Consider the following 14,145-nt stretch of genomic DNA (forward strand, 5'->3'; position numbering starts at 1 on the left):
TGGCCCTTAGAAGCTTTTGCGCCCAAACCGACCAACGAACCACGCTTTTCCTACTGACCGCTACACTCTTTTCAGGCTTGCCTACTCTCGTCAACGCAGCGTTCGGCCATCGCAAGGAGGCTTGATGAACGATGAACTGCAACATCTGAAAAACCTGGGCAAGACGTCGGCGCAATGGCTGCACGCGGTGGGCATCCACAGCGCATCGGACTTGCGGCGGCTAGGGGCAGTGGACGCCTATCGCGCAGTCAGAACCCGGGGATTCAGAGCCTCGAAAGTGCTGTTGTACGCCATCGAGGGCGCCTTGATGGACATTCACTGGAACGACATCCCGCTGGAACGTAAAGAGGCCTTGAATAAACAACTGGAAGCGATATCGTCACGCCATAAAAATTGATTGTGCAGGTTTGTCATGTATCTACTCGGGGAGCAACCGGCGTACGCCGATGAATTGATCAATCGGCTGCAGAGCATTCCCGCTCGGCTACTGGAGGGCTTGTCTCCCTGTGACGAGGCCGTCGAACTGGAGGAGACTGCCGACCTCTCCGCGCAGTTGGCCGACGACCGGCTCTACCTGATCGAAAGCGGCCTGGTGCATGCCAGGGTCGACGAACGCCCTCTGTTCTACCTGCATGAAGGCGACCTGGTGGGCTTGCGCCAGGGCATCGACTGGCCACGCTGCCTGCTGAGCAGCGATGGTCCGCTGCGCCTGCTGCCCTACCGGCGGCGCGAGGTGTTCCAGCATATCCATGCCGACGAAACCCGCAGCGAAATGCTGCTGCGCTACCTGGTGGGGCACACCGCCCTGCTGTCGGATGCCGTCACCCGCCTCAAGCAGCCGGAATTTCGCAGCAGCAACGGCTTCCAGCAGGTAGCGGCCGGCGAGGTGCTGATCCGCCAGGGCGACGATGCCGATCACGTCTTCATTATTATCGAGGGGCACGCCGAGGCCTTTGTCGACGGCCACAAGGTCGGCGATGTGCCCAAGGATGAGATTTTCGGCGCCATGGCGGTGTTCACCGGCGAGAAACGCAGCGCCACGGTGATCGCCAGCCAGGCCTGCTCGGTCATGCTGATTCCCAAGGACCAGTTCCTCAGCCTGACCCAGAGCAACCCGCGCATTGCCCACAGCCTGATCCAGAGCATGGCGCGCCGCATCGACCTGCTGAACCGGGAAGTCACCCGCCTGAACACGGCCAGGCTGTCCGGTTGAGCCCGCCCAGGGCACGGCGACGGACGGTCGAAAAAAAGCTGTTGACTTAGAAATGAGAATCGTTATGATTATCACAACTGATCGCGAGATCGGTTGGATTTTCTGAAAGGCCCTTGGTTCGGACTCTTCAGATTATCTCCTCATCAGGCTAATCACGGTTATTGACCCGGCTTTTTGCCGGGTCTTTTTTTGTCTGGAACAAGCCCCTGCTCAGTCGCTGCCCGAAGGCTCCGCCGACCACTCCAGGTGCGCCAGCAGTTCGTCCAGCAGCCCCGAAGCCCCCAGACGCAGATGATCGGCGTCGACCCAGCCCGCGCCGAAGCGACTCCTGGCCAGTTCGATGTAGGTACGGGCATCGGCCAGCGTGCGAATACCGCCCGCCGCTTTCAGGCCCACCAGCCCACCACGCTCGGCAATCGCCTCGAGCATGATCCGCACCGCCTGTTCGGTCGCGTTGACCAGCACCTTGCCGGTACTGGTCTTGAGAAAATCGGCACCGGCGGCAATCGCATCCTGGCTGGCCTGACGAATCATCTGCGGGTCGCGCAACTCACCGGTTTCCAGGATCACCTTGAGCCTGGCCCGGCCAGTGCACAGGTCACGGCAGGCCGACACCATGGTCAGCCCCGTCTGCGTGTCGCCCATCAGCAGCGAACGATAGGGATAAACCAGGTCCACCTCGTTCGCGCCGGCCCTGAGCACCGCTTCCGTCTCCGAGACGGCCGAGGCCACGTTCGGCCCGCCATAGGGGAAATTGACCACCGTGGCCACCCGAATTCCCGGCGCGCCCAGGCCATCGAGCGTCTTGCGCGCCAGGGCGACGAAGCGTGGAAAGACACACACCGCGGCCACCGGCCCGAACGGCGTCATGGCCCGCTGACACAGCGAAACGATTCGCTCGGCATCGTCGTCATTGCTCAACGAGGTCAGGTCGAGCAGACCCAGGGCCTGGTGCGCCAACTGCCGATCCGTCTGATTAATCTGCTTCATGTTTGCTCCCACATCCGATCACACCTCCCGGACACAATAAAGGACTCATTCGGCGGAAATCATGGAGAGCCAAAGACAAGGACCCTGACTACACAAGAACAGGAAAAATCTTTGCCCACCCAGGTGTCGGTCCCACAAAAATAAGCCTGTCGACTCATGTCGACAGCATTTGCGAAGCGACCTACATGACGCGGCGATGCGCGCCGCTCAACGGGCGACGATCAATGGGTGCCCGCGCTCGGGATGAGGCAACACCAGCACCTCCAGGCCGAACACCGTCTTGAGCATGTCGGCCTGCAGCACCTCTGCCGGGCTTGCCAAGGCGCGGGGGCAGCCCTGTTCCAGCAATAGCAGGCGATCGCAGTAGCGTGCCGCCAGGTTGAGATCGTGCAGGATGATCAGCACTGCGGCACCGCGGTCGGCGAACTCGCGAATCGCCTGCAGGGTGGTGTGCTGGTGCAGTGGATCGAGCATCGAGGTGGGCTCGTCAAGCAGCAGCGTCTGGCCGCTGTGCCCCGGCCAGAGTTGCGCCAGCACACGGGCCAGGTGTATCCGCTGACGTTCGCCACCGGACAACGCCAGGTAGCTGCGCCCGGCCAGGTGAGTGGCGTCGGCGGCTTGCAGGGCCTCGCTGACGATTTCCCGATCGCGCACCTGCCCGGTCTGGTGTGGCAGGCGCCCCATGCCGACCACCTCTTCGACGCGAAAGGCGAAATCGAGGGTCGAGGTCTGCGGCAGCACCGCCAGGCGCTGTGCCCGCTGCGTGCCCTGCCAGTGGGCCAGGGGCTGCCCACCGAGCCAGACACGCCCCTGGCTCGGTGCCAGTTCGCCGCAGAAGGCGCCGAGCAAGGTGCTCTTGCCGGCGCCGTTCGGGCCGAGCACGCCCAGCAGCTCACCGGGCTTGAGCTCAAGATCGATGTCGGCCAGCACGGTCTTCACGCCGCGACAGACCGTCAGCTTCTGCGCGCGCAGCATCAGGCCCGCCCCCGCAACAGCAGATACAGAAAGAATGGCGCGCCCAGGAATGCCGTGACGATGCCGATCGGCAGTTCCGCCGGCGCCAGCGCCAGACGTGCCACCAGATCGGCGAACAACAGCAGGCAGCCTCCCGCCAGCATCGATGCCGGCAACAGCACCCGGTGATCCGGGCCCGCCAGCAGCCGGACCAGGTGCGGCACCACCAGGCCGATGAAGCCGATCATGCCGGCAGCCGCCACCGCCGCCCCAACGCCCAGGGCCGTGCACAGTACCAATTCGCGCTTGAGCCCTTCGACATCGATGCCCAGGTGGCCGGCCTCCGACTCGCCGAGCAGCAGCGCATTCAGCGCCCTGGCCCGACGCGGCAACCACAGCGCCACGCCTGCGGTGACCAGCAGCAGCGGCCACAAGCGTGCGTAGCTGGCGCCATTGAGGCTGCCCAGGTTCCAGAAGGTCAGGGTACGCAAGGTCGCATCGTCGGCCAGGTAGGTAAAGAGCCCGACCGCCGAGCTGGCCAGGGCGGTCAGGGCAATCCCCGCCAGCAACATGATCGCCACGCTGGTCTGGCCGTTGCGCCGTCCCAGCCGATAGACCAGCGCCGTCACCGCGAGCCCGCCGAGGAAAGCGCAGAGCGACAACAGATAGGGCCCCATCACCTCCGGCACTCCACCGAATGCCGCCCCGCCGACAATCGCAATCGCCGCACCGAGCGCCGCACCGCTGGAAACGCCCACCAGCCCCGGGTCAGCCAACGGGTTGCGGAACAAGCCCTGCATGGCGACACCGGACAGCGCCAGCACCCCACCCACCGCCAGCCCCAGCAAGGTCCGCGGCAGGCGGATCTGCCCGAGGATCAGTTCCGCCTGCTCCAGCCCCTCGGCCGGCAACGGCAGGCCCAGCAGGCGCAATGCCGCACGCAGGATATCGGCCAGCGGCAGACTGACCGGCCCCAATGCCAGCGACAACCAGGTTGCCAGCAGACACAGCAGGCCCAGGCCGATGAACAGGGCGCGGGGTTTGACCGGCGCGGTCATGGCGTGGCCGGGGCCTTTGCGTAGAGCTCAGTGGTCAGTTTTTTCAGCGACTCGGGCAACCGCGGACCGAGACCACCCACCAGCAGGGTCGGGTCGAGCTCAAAGAGCCGGCCGGACCTGGCCGCCCGGGTCGAGGCCAGAATCGGGTTTTCCTTCAGCAGCGCCTGGCGGGCAGCCTCACCGGTCAGGCTGCGATCGGCGAATACCAGCACCTCGGGATTCAATCCGGCCAGGGCTTCGACCGAAAACGGCTTGTAGCCAGTGTGGCTCGCCAGGTTATGCCCACCCGCCTGGGTCAACAGCCACTCGGCGGCGGTGCCCTTGCCGGCGACCAGCGGCTTGCCACCGGCGTTGCCGATCAGCAGCAACACTCCTGGCGCCGGCTGCCGGGCCTGGACCTCCCTGAGCCGGGCCTGCTGCCGGTCGAGCTGTTGTCGGAAGCCCTGAAACAGCTCTGCGGCCCGATCCTCATCGCCCAGCAACCGGCCCAGGTGTTGCAGATTGCCTTGCAGGGTCGGCAAGTCCGGCTCGGCAGAGAACAGTTCCACCTGTACCCCGGCTCCGCGGACCTGCGCCAGCACGGGTGGCGGCCCCATCTCCTCGGTGCCGATCAGAATCTGCGGGCGCAGGCTCAGGATGCCTTCGGCCGACAACTGCCGCTGATAACCGATGCTCGGCAACGCCTTGAGGGTTTCGGGGTGCTGGCTGGTGGTGTCGACGCCAACCAGCCGCGCCTGCCCGCCCAGCGCACTGACCCACTCCGACAACGCGCCGCCGGCGCTGACCCAGCGTTGCGGCACCTCATCCGCCAGCGCCGCATGGCTGAGCGATAGCGCGGCTCCCAGTGCAATCAGACGTGAACTCAGGCGCATGGACAGACATCCTTGGAAAGGTGATCGAGCGACAGGCCCAAAGGAAGAAAGGCAGCAGACGCCCCTCAGGCAAACATCTATTTGATAATTATTTGCATTTGACCGTCAACCCGGAACATCTCTTGTCACAGGTTTCTCCCCATACCACCGATTGCCTTATCCTTCTCCCATGAAGGCAAGACCGGCTTGCAAAAGATCGATGAAAGGATCGGGATGAAATTTCTCTGCGCTTCAGACACCCTCGCCAACAATAGCAGCCGCGGCTTCGAGCTGGACGGCAGCGCATTGCTGGCCGTGCGTCGTGACGGTCGGGTGTATGTCTATCGCAATCGCTGCCCGCATCGCGGCATTGCCCTGGAGTGGCAGCCCGACCAGTTTCTGGATGCCAGCGCCAGCCTGATCCAGTGCGCCACCCACGGCGCCCTGTTCCTGATCGAAAGCGGCGAATGCGTGGCCGGGCCCTGCACCGGGCAATCGCTGACGGCGCTGGACTGCCGGGAAGACGCCGAGGGCGTCTGGGTCCGCGCCTAGAACAGCACCGGCAGGCGCCGATCCACGCGGATTTCCTCGGCACTGAGGCTGACCCCATAGGCAAGCACCTCGACGCCCGCCGCCACCGCCTCCCGCAGTGCCTGGGCGTAGGCCGGGTCGATTTCCCGGGCCGGACGCACCGCCTCGATCCCCGTCAGGTTCACGCAGTACAGTTGCACCGCCCGCACGCCCTCGCGCGCCAGGGTGGCCAATTCACGCAGGTGCTTGGCCCCGCGCTGGGTCACCGCATCCGGAAACGCCGCCACCGCGCTGTCGTCAAACCCGAGGGTGACGCTTTTCACCTCGACGAACGCCGGCCCCGCCGGATAGTCCAGGCGAAAATCGATCCGGCTGTTTTCCTGGCCGTAGGCGACCTCGCGCTTCAACCCGGTGAAGCCGGCAAGCTCGCTGATCAGCCCGGCACGCAGGGCCTCCTCGATCAACGGATTGGCCCGCGCGGTGTTGATGCACGCCAGCCGGCCCTGGGGCGTCTCGCCGATTTCCCAGGTGCCGGGCAGCTTGCGCCTCGGATCGTTGGAGCGGCTGAACCAGACCAGCCCACCTTCGACCATGCAATTGAGCATTGAGCCGGTGTTCGGGCAGTGGATGGTCAGCAATTCACCGCTGACGGTCTCGATGTCCGCCAGGAAGCGCTTGTAGCGCCTGATCAGCCGCCCCTCTTCGAGTGCAGGAGAAAAACGCATCAGCCTTGCCAGCTCCGCAGGCCACGGGCAATCCGCTCCACCGCTTCCTGCAGGCGCGGCAGGCTCTGGGTGTAGGCGAACCGCACATGCCGGCTGGCCAGGTGATGACCGAAATCCAGGCCCGGGGTGAACGCCACGTGCTCGGTCTCCAGGAAATGTTTGCAGAACGCGAAGGCATCACCGCCGAACGCGCTGACATCCGCGTAGAGGTAGAACGCCCCTTCAGGCTCCACCGCGATGCCGAAACCCAACTCGCGCAACGCCGGCAGGAGGAAGTCCCGGCGACGGGCGAACTCGGCCCGACGCTCCTCGAGAATGCTCAGGGTCTGCGGTTCGAAACACGCCAGGGCAGCATGCTGGGCCATGCTCGGAGCGCTGATGTAGAGGTTCTGGGCCAGTTTCTCCAACTCGGCCACGGCTTGCGGCGGCGCCACCAGCCAACCCAGGCGCCAACCGGTCATGCCGAAATATTTGGAAAAGCTATTCAGGACAAAGGCACCGTCGTCGACTTCCAGCACGCTGGCGGCGTCGCAGCCATAGGTCAGCCCATGGTAGATCTCGTCGACCACCAGGTGACCGCCATGGGCCGTGACCGCTTTCGACAGCCCCGCCAACTCGTCACGGCTCAGCAGGGTTCCGGTCGGGTTCGCCGGGGAAGCGACCAGGGCGCCGACGCTGTCAGGGTTCCAGTGCCGGTCCACCAGTTCGGCGGTCAGCTGGTAGCGGACATCCGGCCCCACCGGCACCAACTGGGCGGCACCTTCCACCAGGCGCAGGAAGTGGCGATTGCACGGGTAACCCGGATCGGCCAGCAGCCAGTGCTTGCCCGGGTCGACCAGCAGGCTGCTGGCCAGCAGCAGCGCCCCGGAGCCGCCGGGAGTGACCAGGATGCGCTGCGGATCGATGTCCAGGCCGTAGCGCTGCCGGTAGAACCCGGCGATCGCCTCGCGCAGTTGCGGCAGGCCGCGGGCGGCGGTGTAGCTGGTCTTGCCCGCCGCCAGGGCCGCCTGGCCGGCCCGGATGATCGGCTCGGCGGTGGTGAAATCCGGCTCACCGATTTCCAGATGGATCACGTCGTGCCCGGCGGCCTGCAGCTCGTTGGCGCGCGCCAGCAGGGCCATCACGTGGAACGGTTCGATCGCGCGACTGCGCGCACTGTAGAGCTGAGCCATTGGCCTTCCTTGCATTCGGGTGGGCAAAATCGCTTTGGGCAAAGCCTGATCTTACCCGAGCGCAGCCCGCCGGGAACCTTTAAAAGATCGCCGAAGTCCATGAATACCGGTAACGAAGCATTCCGACATCATGGCCAGGATTGACTAAAATGAATGATCAGTGATCCCTTCCCGCCAGGCTCGACAACCGGGAGTAGCGCGCCCCGATTTGATCTGGTAAGTTCGCCCGCTTGCAGCCGCAGGGCCGGCAGGTGTCGGTAACGTTTCAATCCTGCGCAATGGATTAGAAGAGTAGAGGCGGTCCATTACATGCCCACCCAAGCAAAGCAGCAAAACATCCAGTCGATCAGCGGCTTCGAACCCTACGTTGAAAGCCAGGGCGAGGAGTACATGGGTGAGCCCATGCGCAAGCACTTCACCAAGATCCTGCAGAAGTGGAAGCAGGACCTGATGCAGGAAGTCGACCGCACCGTTGATCACATGAAAGATGAAGCAGCCAACTTTCCTGATCCCGCCGACCGAGCCAGCCAGGAAGAGGAATTCAGCCTCGAACTGCGCGCCCGCGACCGCGAACGCAAACTGATCAAGAAGATCGACAAGACCCTGCAGCTCATCGAGGACGAAGAGTACGGCTGGTGCGAATCCTGTGGCGTCGAGATCGGTATCCGCCGTCTGGAAGCCCGTCCGACCGCCGACATGTGCGTCGACTGCAAGACCCTTGCAGAAATCAAGGAAAAACAGGTCGGCAAGTAAACGTCGCCGGACTGAACGAACGGAGCGTGCGAACGCTCCGTTTTCGTTTCTGCGTCTACTGGCACCACCCGCGGACTCTCCAGTACCCTGCCCGTCATGACTGCCCTTACCGCTTCTCCCGCCTACATCGGGCGCTTCGCCCCGACGCCCAGTGGGCACCTGCACTTCGGCTCGCTGGTCGCGGCGCTGGCCTCCTACCTGGACGCCCGCGCGGTCGGCGGCCGCTGGCTGCTGCGCATGGAAGACCTCGACCCTCCGCGGGAAGAGCCCGGTGCCCAGGCGGCGATTCTCGAAGCCCTGGAGCGCTACGGTTTCGAGTGGGACGGCGAACTGATCCGCCAGAGCGAGCGCCATGACGCCTACGCCCAGGTGCTCGAACGCCTGTTCAGCCAGGGCCTGGCCTACGCCTGCACCTGCTCGCGCAGGGAACTGGAGGCCTACCACGGCATCTACCCGGGCCTGTGCCGCAACCTCGGCCATGCCCGCGAGAACGCCGCCATCCGCCTGCGGGTCCCGGAACTCGGCTACAGCTTCCAGGACCGGGTCCAGGGCGAGTTCCGCCAGCACCTGGGCCGCGAGGCCGGCGACTTCGTGATCCGCCGCCGCGACGGCCTCTACGCCTACCAACTGGCGGTGGTCCTCGACGACGCCTGGCAGGGTGTCACCGATATCGTGCGCGGTGCCGACCTGCTCGACTCGACGCCGCGCCAGCTCTACCTGCAGGAACTGCTCGGGTTGCCGCAACCGCGCTACCTGCATGTGCCGCTGATCATCCAGCCCAATGGCAACAAGCTCGGCAAGTCCTACCGTTCACCGCCGCTGACCGGCGACCAGGCCACCCCCTTGCTGCTGCGTGCCCTGCGCACCCTGGGCCAGCAACCACCGGCCGAACTGCAACAGGCCACCCCGCGGGAAGTGCTCGACTGGGGAATTGGCCATTGGGATGCCACACTGATTCCCAGGGTCGCGACCCTGGCCGAGGCGCAATTGCACTGACGCCCCTTGCAGGTTGGCGCCCATCCGTTACCATCGCCGCACGTTTTCGGGCACGTCACAAAAAAGAGAGGCCAGGATGTACATCTATCGTTTGGTCCTGCTCCTGGTCGTCGGGATCTACCTGTTCTCGCCAGCGATCATGGATTGGTGGATCGACGCGACAGGCGCCTGGTATCGGCCTTACCTGCTCTGGCTGATCCTGATCGTCGTGACCTTCATCCTGCAGAGCCAAAAAGATGCCGATGAGCTTTAGCCTGACCCAGATGTTGCTGGTCAGCGCCGCGTACCTGCTGGCGCTGTTCGGCGTGGCCTGGATCAGTGAACGGGGCGTGATCCCGCGCTCGATCATTCGCCACCCGCTGACCTACACCCTGTCGCTGGGCGTCTACGCCAGTGCCTGGGCGTTCTATGGCACGGTGGGCCTGGCCTACCAGTACGGCTACGGCTTCCTCTCCAGCTACCTCGGCGTCTCCGGCGCGTTCCTGCTGGCGCCGGTGCTGCTCTACCCGATCCTGAAGATTACCCGCACCTACCAGTTGTCCTCGCTGGCCGACCTGTTTGCCTTTCGCTTTCGCAGCACCTGGGCCGGGGCGCTGACCACAGTGTTCATGCTGGTCGGCGTCTTGCCGCTGCTGGCCCTGCAGATCCAGGCGGTGGCCGACTCCATCGGCATCCTCACCCGCGAGCCGGTGCAGCACCGCGTGGCCCTGAGCTTCTGCGCACTGGTCACGCTGTTCACCATCTTCTTCGGCTCGCGGCACATCGCCACCCGGGAAAAACACCAGGGCCTGGTGTTCGCGATCGCCTTCGAGTCGGTGATCAAGCTGGTGGCCATCGGCGGGGTCGGCCTCTACGCCCTCTATGGCGTATTCGACGGCCCGCAGCAACTGGAGCTGTGGCTGCTGCAGAACCAGACCGCCCTCGCCGCCCTGCACACGCCGCTGCAGGAAGGCCCCTGGCGCACCCTGCTGCTGGTGTTCTTCGCCTCAGCCATCGTCATGCCGCACATGTATCACATGGCCTTCACCGAGAACCTCAACCCGCGCTCGCTGGTCAGCGCCAGTTGGGGCCTGCCGCTGTTCCTGCTGCTGATGAGCCTGGCGGTGCCGCTGATTCTCTGGGCCGGCCTGAAGCTCGGCGCCACCACCAACCCGGAATACTTCACCCTCGGCATCGGCATCGCCGCCAACAACCCGGCCCTGGCCCTGCTGGCCTATGTCGGCGGACTCTCGGCGGCCACCGGGCTGATCATCGTCACCACCCTGGCCCTCTCCGGCATGGCCCTCAACCACCTGGTGCTGCCGCTCTACCAGCCACCGGCCGAAGGCAATATCTACCGCTGGCTGAAGTGGACCCGCCGTGCCCTGATCGTCGCGATCATCATGGCCGGCTACGGCTTCTACCTGCTGCTGGGCGCCGAGCAGGACCTGGCCAACCTGGGCATCGTCGCCTTCGTCGCCACCCTGCAGTTCCTGCCCGGCGTGCTCTCGGTGCTGTACTGGCCGACCGCCAATCGCCGCGGCTTCATCGCCGGCCTGCTGGCCGGGGTGCTGGTGTGGGTGGTGACCATGATGTTGCCGTTGATCGGCAATCTGCAGGGTTTCTATATTCCATTGCTGAACATGATCTACGTGCTGGACGACACCAGTTGGCATATGGCGGCCATTGCCTCGCTGGCGGCCAACGTGCTGATGTTCACCCTGGTCTCCCTGTTCAGCAACGCCAGCGCCGAGGAAGCCAGTGCCGCCGAGGCCTGCGCGGTCGACAACGTCCGCCGCCCGCAACGCCGCGAACTGCATGCCGCCTCGCCCCAGGAGTTCGCCACGCAACTGGCCAAGCCGCTGGGGGCCAAGGCTGCGCAGAAGGAAGTCGAGCAGGCCCTGCGTGATCTCTACCTGCCCTTCGACGAACGCCGCCCCTACGCCCTGCGCCGCCTGCGCGACCGCATCGAGGCCAACCTCTCCGGCCTGATGGGGCCGAGCGTGGCCCAGGACATGGTCGAGACCTTCCTGCCCTACAAGGCCGGCGGCGAAAGCTACGTGACCGAGGATATCCACTTCATCGAGAGCCGCCTCGAGGATTACCACTCGCGCCTGACCGGCCTCGCCGCCGAACTCGATGCCCTGCGCCGCTACCACCGCCAGACCCTGCAGGAACTGCCGATGGGCGTCTGCTCGCTGGCCAAGGACCAGGAAATCCTCATGTGGAACAGGGCCATGGAAGAACTGACCGGCGTCGCCGCGCAACGGGTGGTCGGCTCGCGTCTGCCGACCCTGGGTGAACCGTGGCGAGAATTATTACAAGGTTTTATCGACCTGCCGGACGAACACCTGCACAAGCAGCGCCTGGCCCTCGACGGCCAGACCCGCTGGCTGAACCTGCACAAGGCGGCGATCGACGAACCGCTGGCCCCCGGCAACAGCGGGCTGGTGCTGCTGGTCGAGGACCTGACCGAAACGCAGATGCTCGAGGACAAGCTGGTGCACTCCGAGCGCCTGGCGAGCATCGGCCGCCTGGCGGCCGGGGTCGCCCATGAAATCGGCAACCCGATCACCGGTATCGCCTGCCTGGCGCAGAACCTGCGCGAGGAGCGCGAGGAAGATGGCGAGATCACCGAAATCAGCGGGCAGATCCTCGAACAGACCAAGCGCGTATCGCGCATCGTCCAGTCGCTGATGAGCTTCGCCCATGCCGGCAGCCACCAGCACAACGACGAAGCGGTGTGCCTGGCCGAGGTCGCGCAGGATGCCATTGGTCTGCTGGCCCTGAACCGGCGCAATTTCGAAGTACAGTTCTTCAACCTCTGCGACCCGGACCATTACGTCGAGGGCGACCCGCAGCGCCTGGCGCAAGTGCTGATCAACCTGCTGTCCAACGCCCGTGACGCGTCGCCCGCCGGCAGCGCGGTACGGGTCAAGAGCGAGGCCTTCGAACATACCGTCGATCTGATCGTCGAAGATGAAGGCAGTGGTATTCCGAAGAACATCATGGACCGATTGTTCGAACCCTTCTTCACCACCAAGGATCCTGGCGAAGGTACCGGACTGGGCCTTGCACTGGTCTATTCCATCGTTGAAGAGCATTATGGACAAATCACCATCGACAGCCCGGCTGACACCGAAAGCCAACGTGGCACCCGTATCCGGATAACCCTGCCCCGTCATGTCGAAGCGACGTCCGCTGTGAACTGAGACCGTCGAGAGAACCGAATCAATGCCGCACATTTTGATCGTCGAAGACGAAACCATCATCCGCTCCGCGCTGCGCCGCCTGCTGGAGCGCAATCAGTACCAGGTCAGCGAGGCCGGCTCGGTACAGGAAGCCCAGGAACGCTTCAGCATCCCCTCGTTCGACCTGATCGTCAGCGACCTGCGCCTGCCCGGCGCACCGGGCACCGAACTGATCAAGCTCGGCCAGGGCACCCCGGTACTGATCATGACCAGCTACGCAAGCCTGCGCTCGGCCGTCGATTCGATGAAGATGGGCGCGGTGGACTACATCGCCAAGCCGTTCGACCACGACGAAATGCTGCAGGCCGTCGCGCGCATCCTGCGTGATCGCCAGAACGGCCAGGCCGCCCCCGCCGAGCGCAGTGCGCCCAAGAGTGGCGGCGCGGCGGAGAAATCCCTGGGCGGCAACAGCAACGGCGAGATCGGCATCATCGGCTCCTGCCCGCCGATGCAGGACCTCTACGGCAAGATCCGCAAGGTCGCGCCCACCGACTCCAACGTGCTGATCCAGGGCGAGTCGGGCACCGGCAAGGAGCTGGTGGCCCGCGCCCTGCACAACCTGTCCAAGCGGGCCAAGGCGCCGATGATCTCGGTCAACTGCGCGGCCATTCCGGAAACCCTGATCGAGTCCGAGCTGTTCGGCCACGAGAAAGGCGCATTCACCGGTGCCAGCGCCGGTCGCGCCGGCCTGGTGGAGGCTGCCGACGGCGGCACGCTGTTCCTCGACGAGATCGGCGAATTGCCACTGGAGGCCCAGGCCCGCCTGTTGCGCGTACTGCAGGAAGGCGAGATCCGCCGGGTCGGCTCGGTGCAGTCGCAGAAGGTCGATGTGCGCCTGATCGCCGCGACCCACCGCGACCTCAAGAGCCTGGCCAAGATCGGCCAGTTCCGCGAAGACCTGTATTACCGCCTGCACGTGATTGCACTGAAGTTGCCGGCCCTGCGCGAACGCGGTGCAGACGTCAACGAGATCGCCAACGCCTTCCTCGCCCGCCAGAGCGCGCGGATCGGCCGCAACGACCTCAAGTTCGCCGCGGACGCCGAACAGGCCATCCGCCACTATTCCTGGCCGGGTAACGTCCGGGAACTGGAGAACGCGGTCGAGCGCGCGGTGATCCTCTGCGAGAACCCGGAAATCTCCGCCGACCTGCTGGGCATCGACATCGAGCTGGGCGACCTGGAGGAAGAGGAATTCATCGGTCTCACGCCGGCGCCGAGCAACCCGGCCAATACCAGTCATGAGCCGACCGAGGACCTGTCGCTGGAAGACTACTTCCAGCACTTCGTCCTCGAGCACCAGGACCACATGACCGAGACCGAGTTGGCGCGCAAGCTCGGGGTCAGCCGCAAGTGCCTGTGGGAGCGCCGCCAGCGCCTGGGCATTCCACGGCGTAAAACCGGAGCGACCAGCGAAAGCTGAGTGGGGAGCCAGCCCCACAGGTAACACCCTCCTCTGTGAAAAAACTGTTACCTCAGATTTTTCACGTAACAAAAGCCGGGTCTATCGGTAACGAAAGCCCGGCTTTTTTTCGGCCATGAAAAACTGGAAAACCCTCGAAACCCCCGGTTTTGCTGGGGTTTACAAAAGTTGGCACGGCACCTGCTATATATCTGGCACAAGAACAATAACAAGCAACGTACAAGACAATAAAAATAAGACGAATCGACTCAC

Annotated in this window: 14 protein-coding genes; 8 read left to right on the plus strand and 6 right to left on the minus strand. The window is 64.6% G+C overall.

Going from position 1 to position 14,145, the window contains the following annotated elements; genetic code table 11:
- Nucleotides 1–124 precede the first annotated feature (124 nt).
- Nucleotides 125–397: a TfoX/Sxy family protein gene (locus tag ACZ5KU_RS27275; protein WP_010444127.1), complete on the plus strand. Its 273-nt coding sequence runs from the start codon at nucleotides 125–127 to the stop codon at nucleotides 395–397.
- A gap of 15 nt (nucleotides 398–412) precedes the next feature.
- Nucleotides 413–1,213, plus strand: coding sequence for a Crp/Fnr family transcriptional regulator (locus ACZ5KU_RS27280; RefSeq protein WP_054058230.1), 801 nt, complete (start codon nucleotides 413–415; stop codon nucleotides 1,211–1,213).
- 210 nt (nucleotides 1,214–1,423) lie between these two features.
- Here the strand turns inward: ACZ5KU_RS27280 and deoC are convergent, their stop codons facing one another.
- From deoC to ACZ5KU_RS27300, 4 genes are all read right to left on the minus strand, one after another.
- The gene (gene deoC / locus ACZ5KU_RS27285; RefSeq protein ID WP_054062478.1) at nucleotides 1,424–2,203 is read right to left on the minus strand and encodes a deoxyribose-phosphate aldolase; all 780 of its coding nucleotides are present in this window, start codon (nucleotides 2,201–2,203) and stop codon (nucleotides 1,424–1,426) included.
- 207 nt (nucleotides 2,204–2,410) lie between these two features.
- Nucleotides 2,411–3,178 carry a heme ABC transporter ATP-binding protein gene (locus ACZ5KU_RS27290; RefSeq protein WP_464736508.1) on the minus strand — a complete coding sequence of 256 codons (768 nt, stop codon included), beginning with the start codon at nucleotides 3,176–3,178 and terminating at the stop codon, nucleotides 2,411–2,413.
- A complete protein-coding gene (locus tag ACZ5KU_RS27295) occupies nucleotides 3,178–4,161 on the minus strand; it encodes a FecCD family ABC transporter permease (protein ID WP_416773566.1) in 984 nt (327 codons plus the stop codon). The genes ACZ5KU_RS27290 and ACZ5KU_RS27295 overlap by 1 nt, the downstream gene beginning before the upstream one ends.
- 50 nt (nucleotides 4,162–4,211) lie before the next feature.
- The gene (locus ACZ5KU_RS27300; RefSeq protein ID WP_054058233.1) at nucleotides 4,212–5,087 is read right to left on the minus strand and encodes a heme/hemin ABC transporter substrate-binding protein; all 876 of its coding nucleotides are present in this window, start codon (nucleotides 5,085–5,087) and stop codon (nucleotides 4,212–4,214) included.
- Between the two features lie 213 nt (nucleotides 5,088–5,300).
- Between ACZ5KU_RS27300 and ACZ5KU_RS27305 the strand changes: the two genes are divergently transcribed.
- A complete protein-coding gene (locus tag ACZ5KU_RS27305; protein ID WP_054058234.1) occupies nucleotides 5,301–5,618 on the plus strand; it encodes a Rieske (2Fe-2S) protein in 318 nt (105 codons plus the stop codon).
- Here ACZ5KU_RS27305 and sfsA read toward each other — a convergent pair.
- On the minus strand, nucleotides 5,615–6,322 hold the full coding sequence (gene sfsA, locus ACZ5KU_RS27310) for a DNA/RNA nuclease SfsA (protein ID WP_054058235.1): 708 nt from the start codon (nucleotides 6,320–6,322) through the stop codon (nucleotides 5,615–5,617). The two genes, ACZ5KU_RS27305 and sfsA, sit on opposite strands and share 4 nt — an antisense overlap.
- Entirely contained in the window at nucleotides 6,322–7,494 is a 1,173-nt protein-coding gene (locus tag ACZ5KU_RS27315) for a pyridoxal phosphate-dependent aminotransferase (protein ID WP_054058236.1), read from the minus strand. The genes sfsA and ACZ5KU_RS27315 overlap by 1 nt, the downstream gene beginning before the upstream one ends.
- 309 nt (nucleotides 7,495–7,803) lie before the next feature.
- Here ACZ5KU_RS27315 and dksA point away from each other — a divergent pair, with 309 nt between their 5' ends.
- The 5 genes from dksA to ACZ5KU_RS27340 all read left to right on the plus strand — a co-directional run bounded on the left by dksA (nucleotide 7,804) and on the right by ACZ5KU_RS27340 (nucleotide 13,893).
- Entirely contained in the window at nucleotides 7,804–8,247 is a 444-nt protein-coding gene (gene dksA, locus ACZ5KU_RS27320; protein WP_017904154.1) for an RNA polymerase-binding protein DksA, read from the plus strand.
- Between the two features lie 96 nt (nucleotides 8,248–8,343).
- On the plus strand, nucleotides 8,344–9,243 hold the full coding sequence (gene gluQRS / locus ACZ5KU_RS27325) for a tRNA glutamyl-Q(34) synthetase GluQRS (protein ID WP_054058237.1): 900 nt from the start codon (nucleotides 8,344–8,346) through the stop codon (nucleotides 9,241–9,243).
- 76 nt (nucleotides 9,244–9,319) lie between these two features.
- Entirely contained in the window at nucleotides 9,320–9,496 is a 177-nt protein-coding gene (locus ACZ5KU_RS27330; protein ID WP_003176118.1) for a hypothetical protein, read from the plus strand.
- Complete coding sequence (locus ACZ5KU_RS27335) at nucleotides 9,480–12,434, plus strand: sensor histidine kinase (protein WP_162491334.1); 2,955 nt, start codon at nucleotides 9,480–9,482, stop codon at nucleotides 12,432–12,434. The genes ACZ5KU_RS27330 and ACZ5KU_RS27335 overlap by 17 nt, the downstream gene beginning before the upstream one ends.
- 22 nt (nucleotides 12,435–12,456) lie before the next feature.
- The gene (locus tag ACZ5KU_RS27340; protein ID WP_054058239.1) at nucleotides 12,457–13,893 is read left to right on the plus strand and encodes a sigma-54-dependent transcriptional regulator; all 1,437 of its coding nucleotides are present in this window, start codon (nucleotides 12,457–12,459) and stop codon (nucleotides 13,891–13,893) included.
- Nucleotides 13,894–14,145 lie beyond the last annotated feature (252 nt).

The sequence above is a fragment of the Pseudomonas sp. Tof1 genome (genome assembly GCF_055390395.1).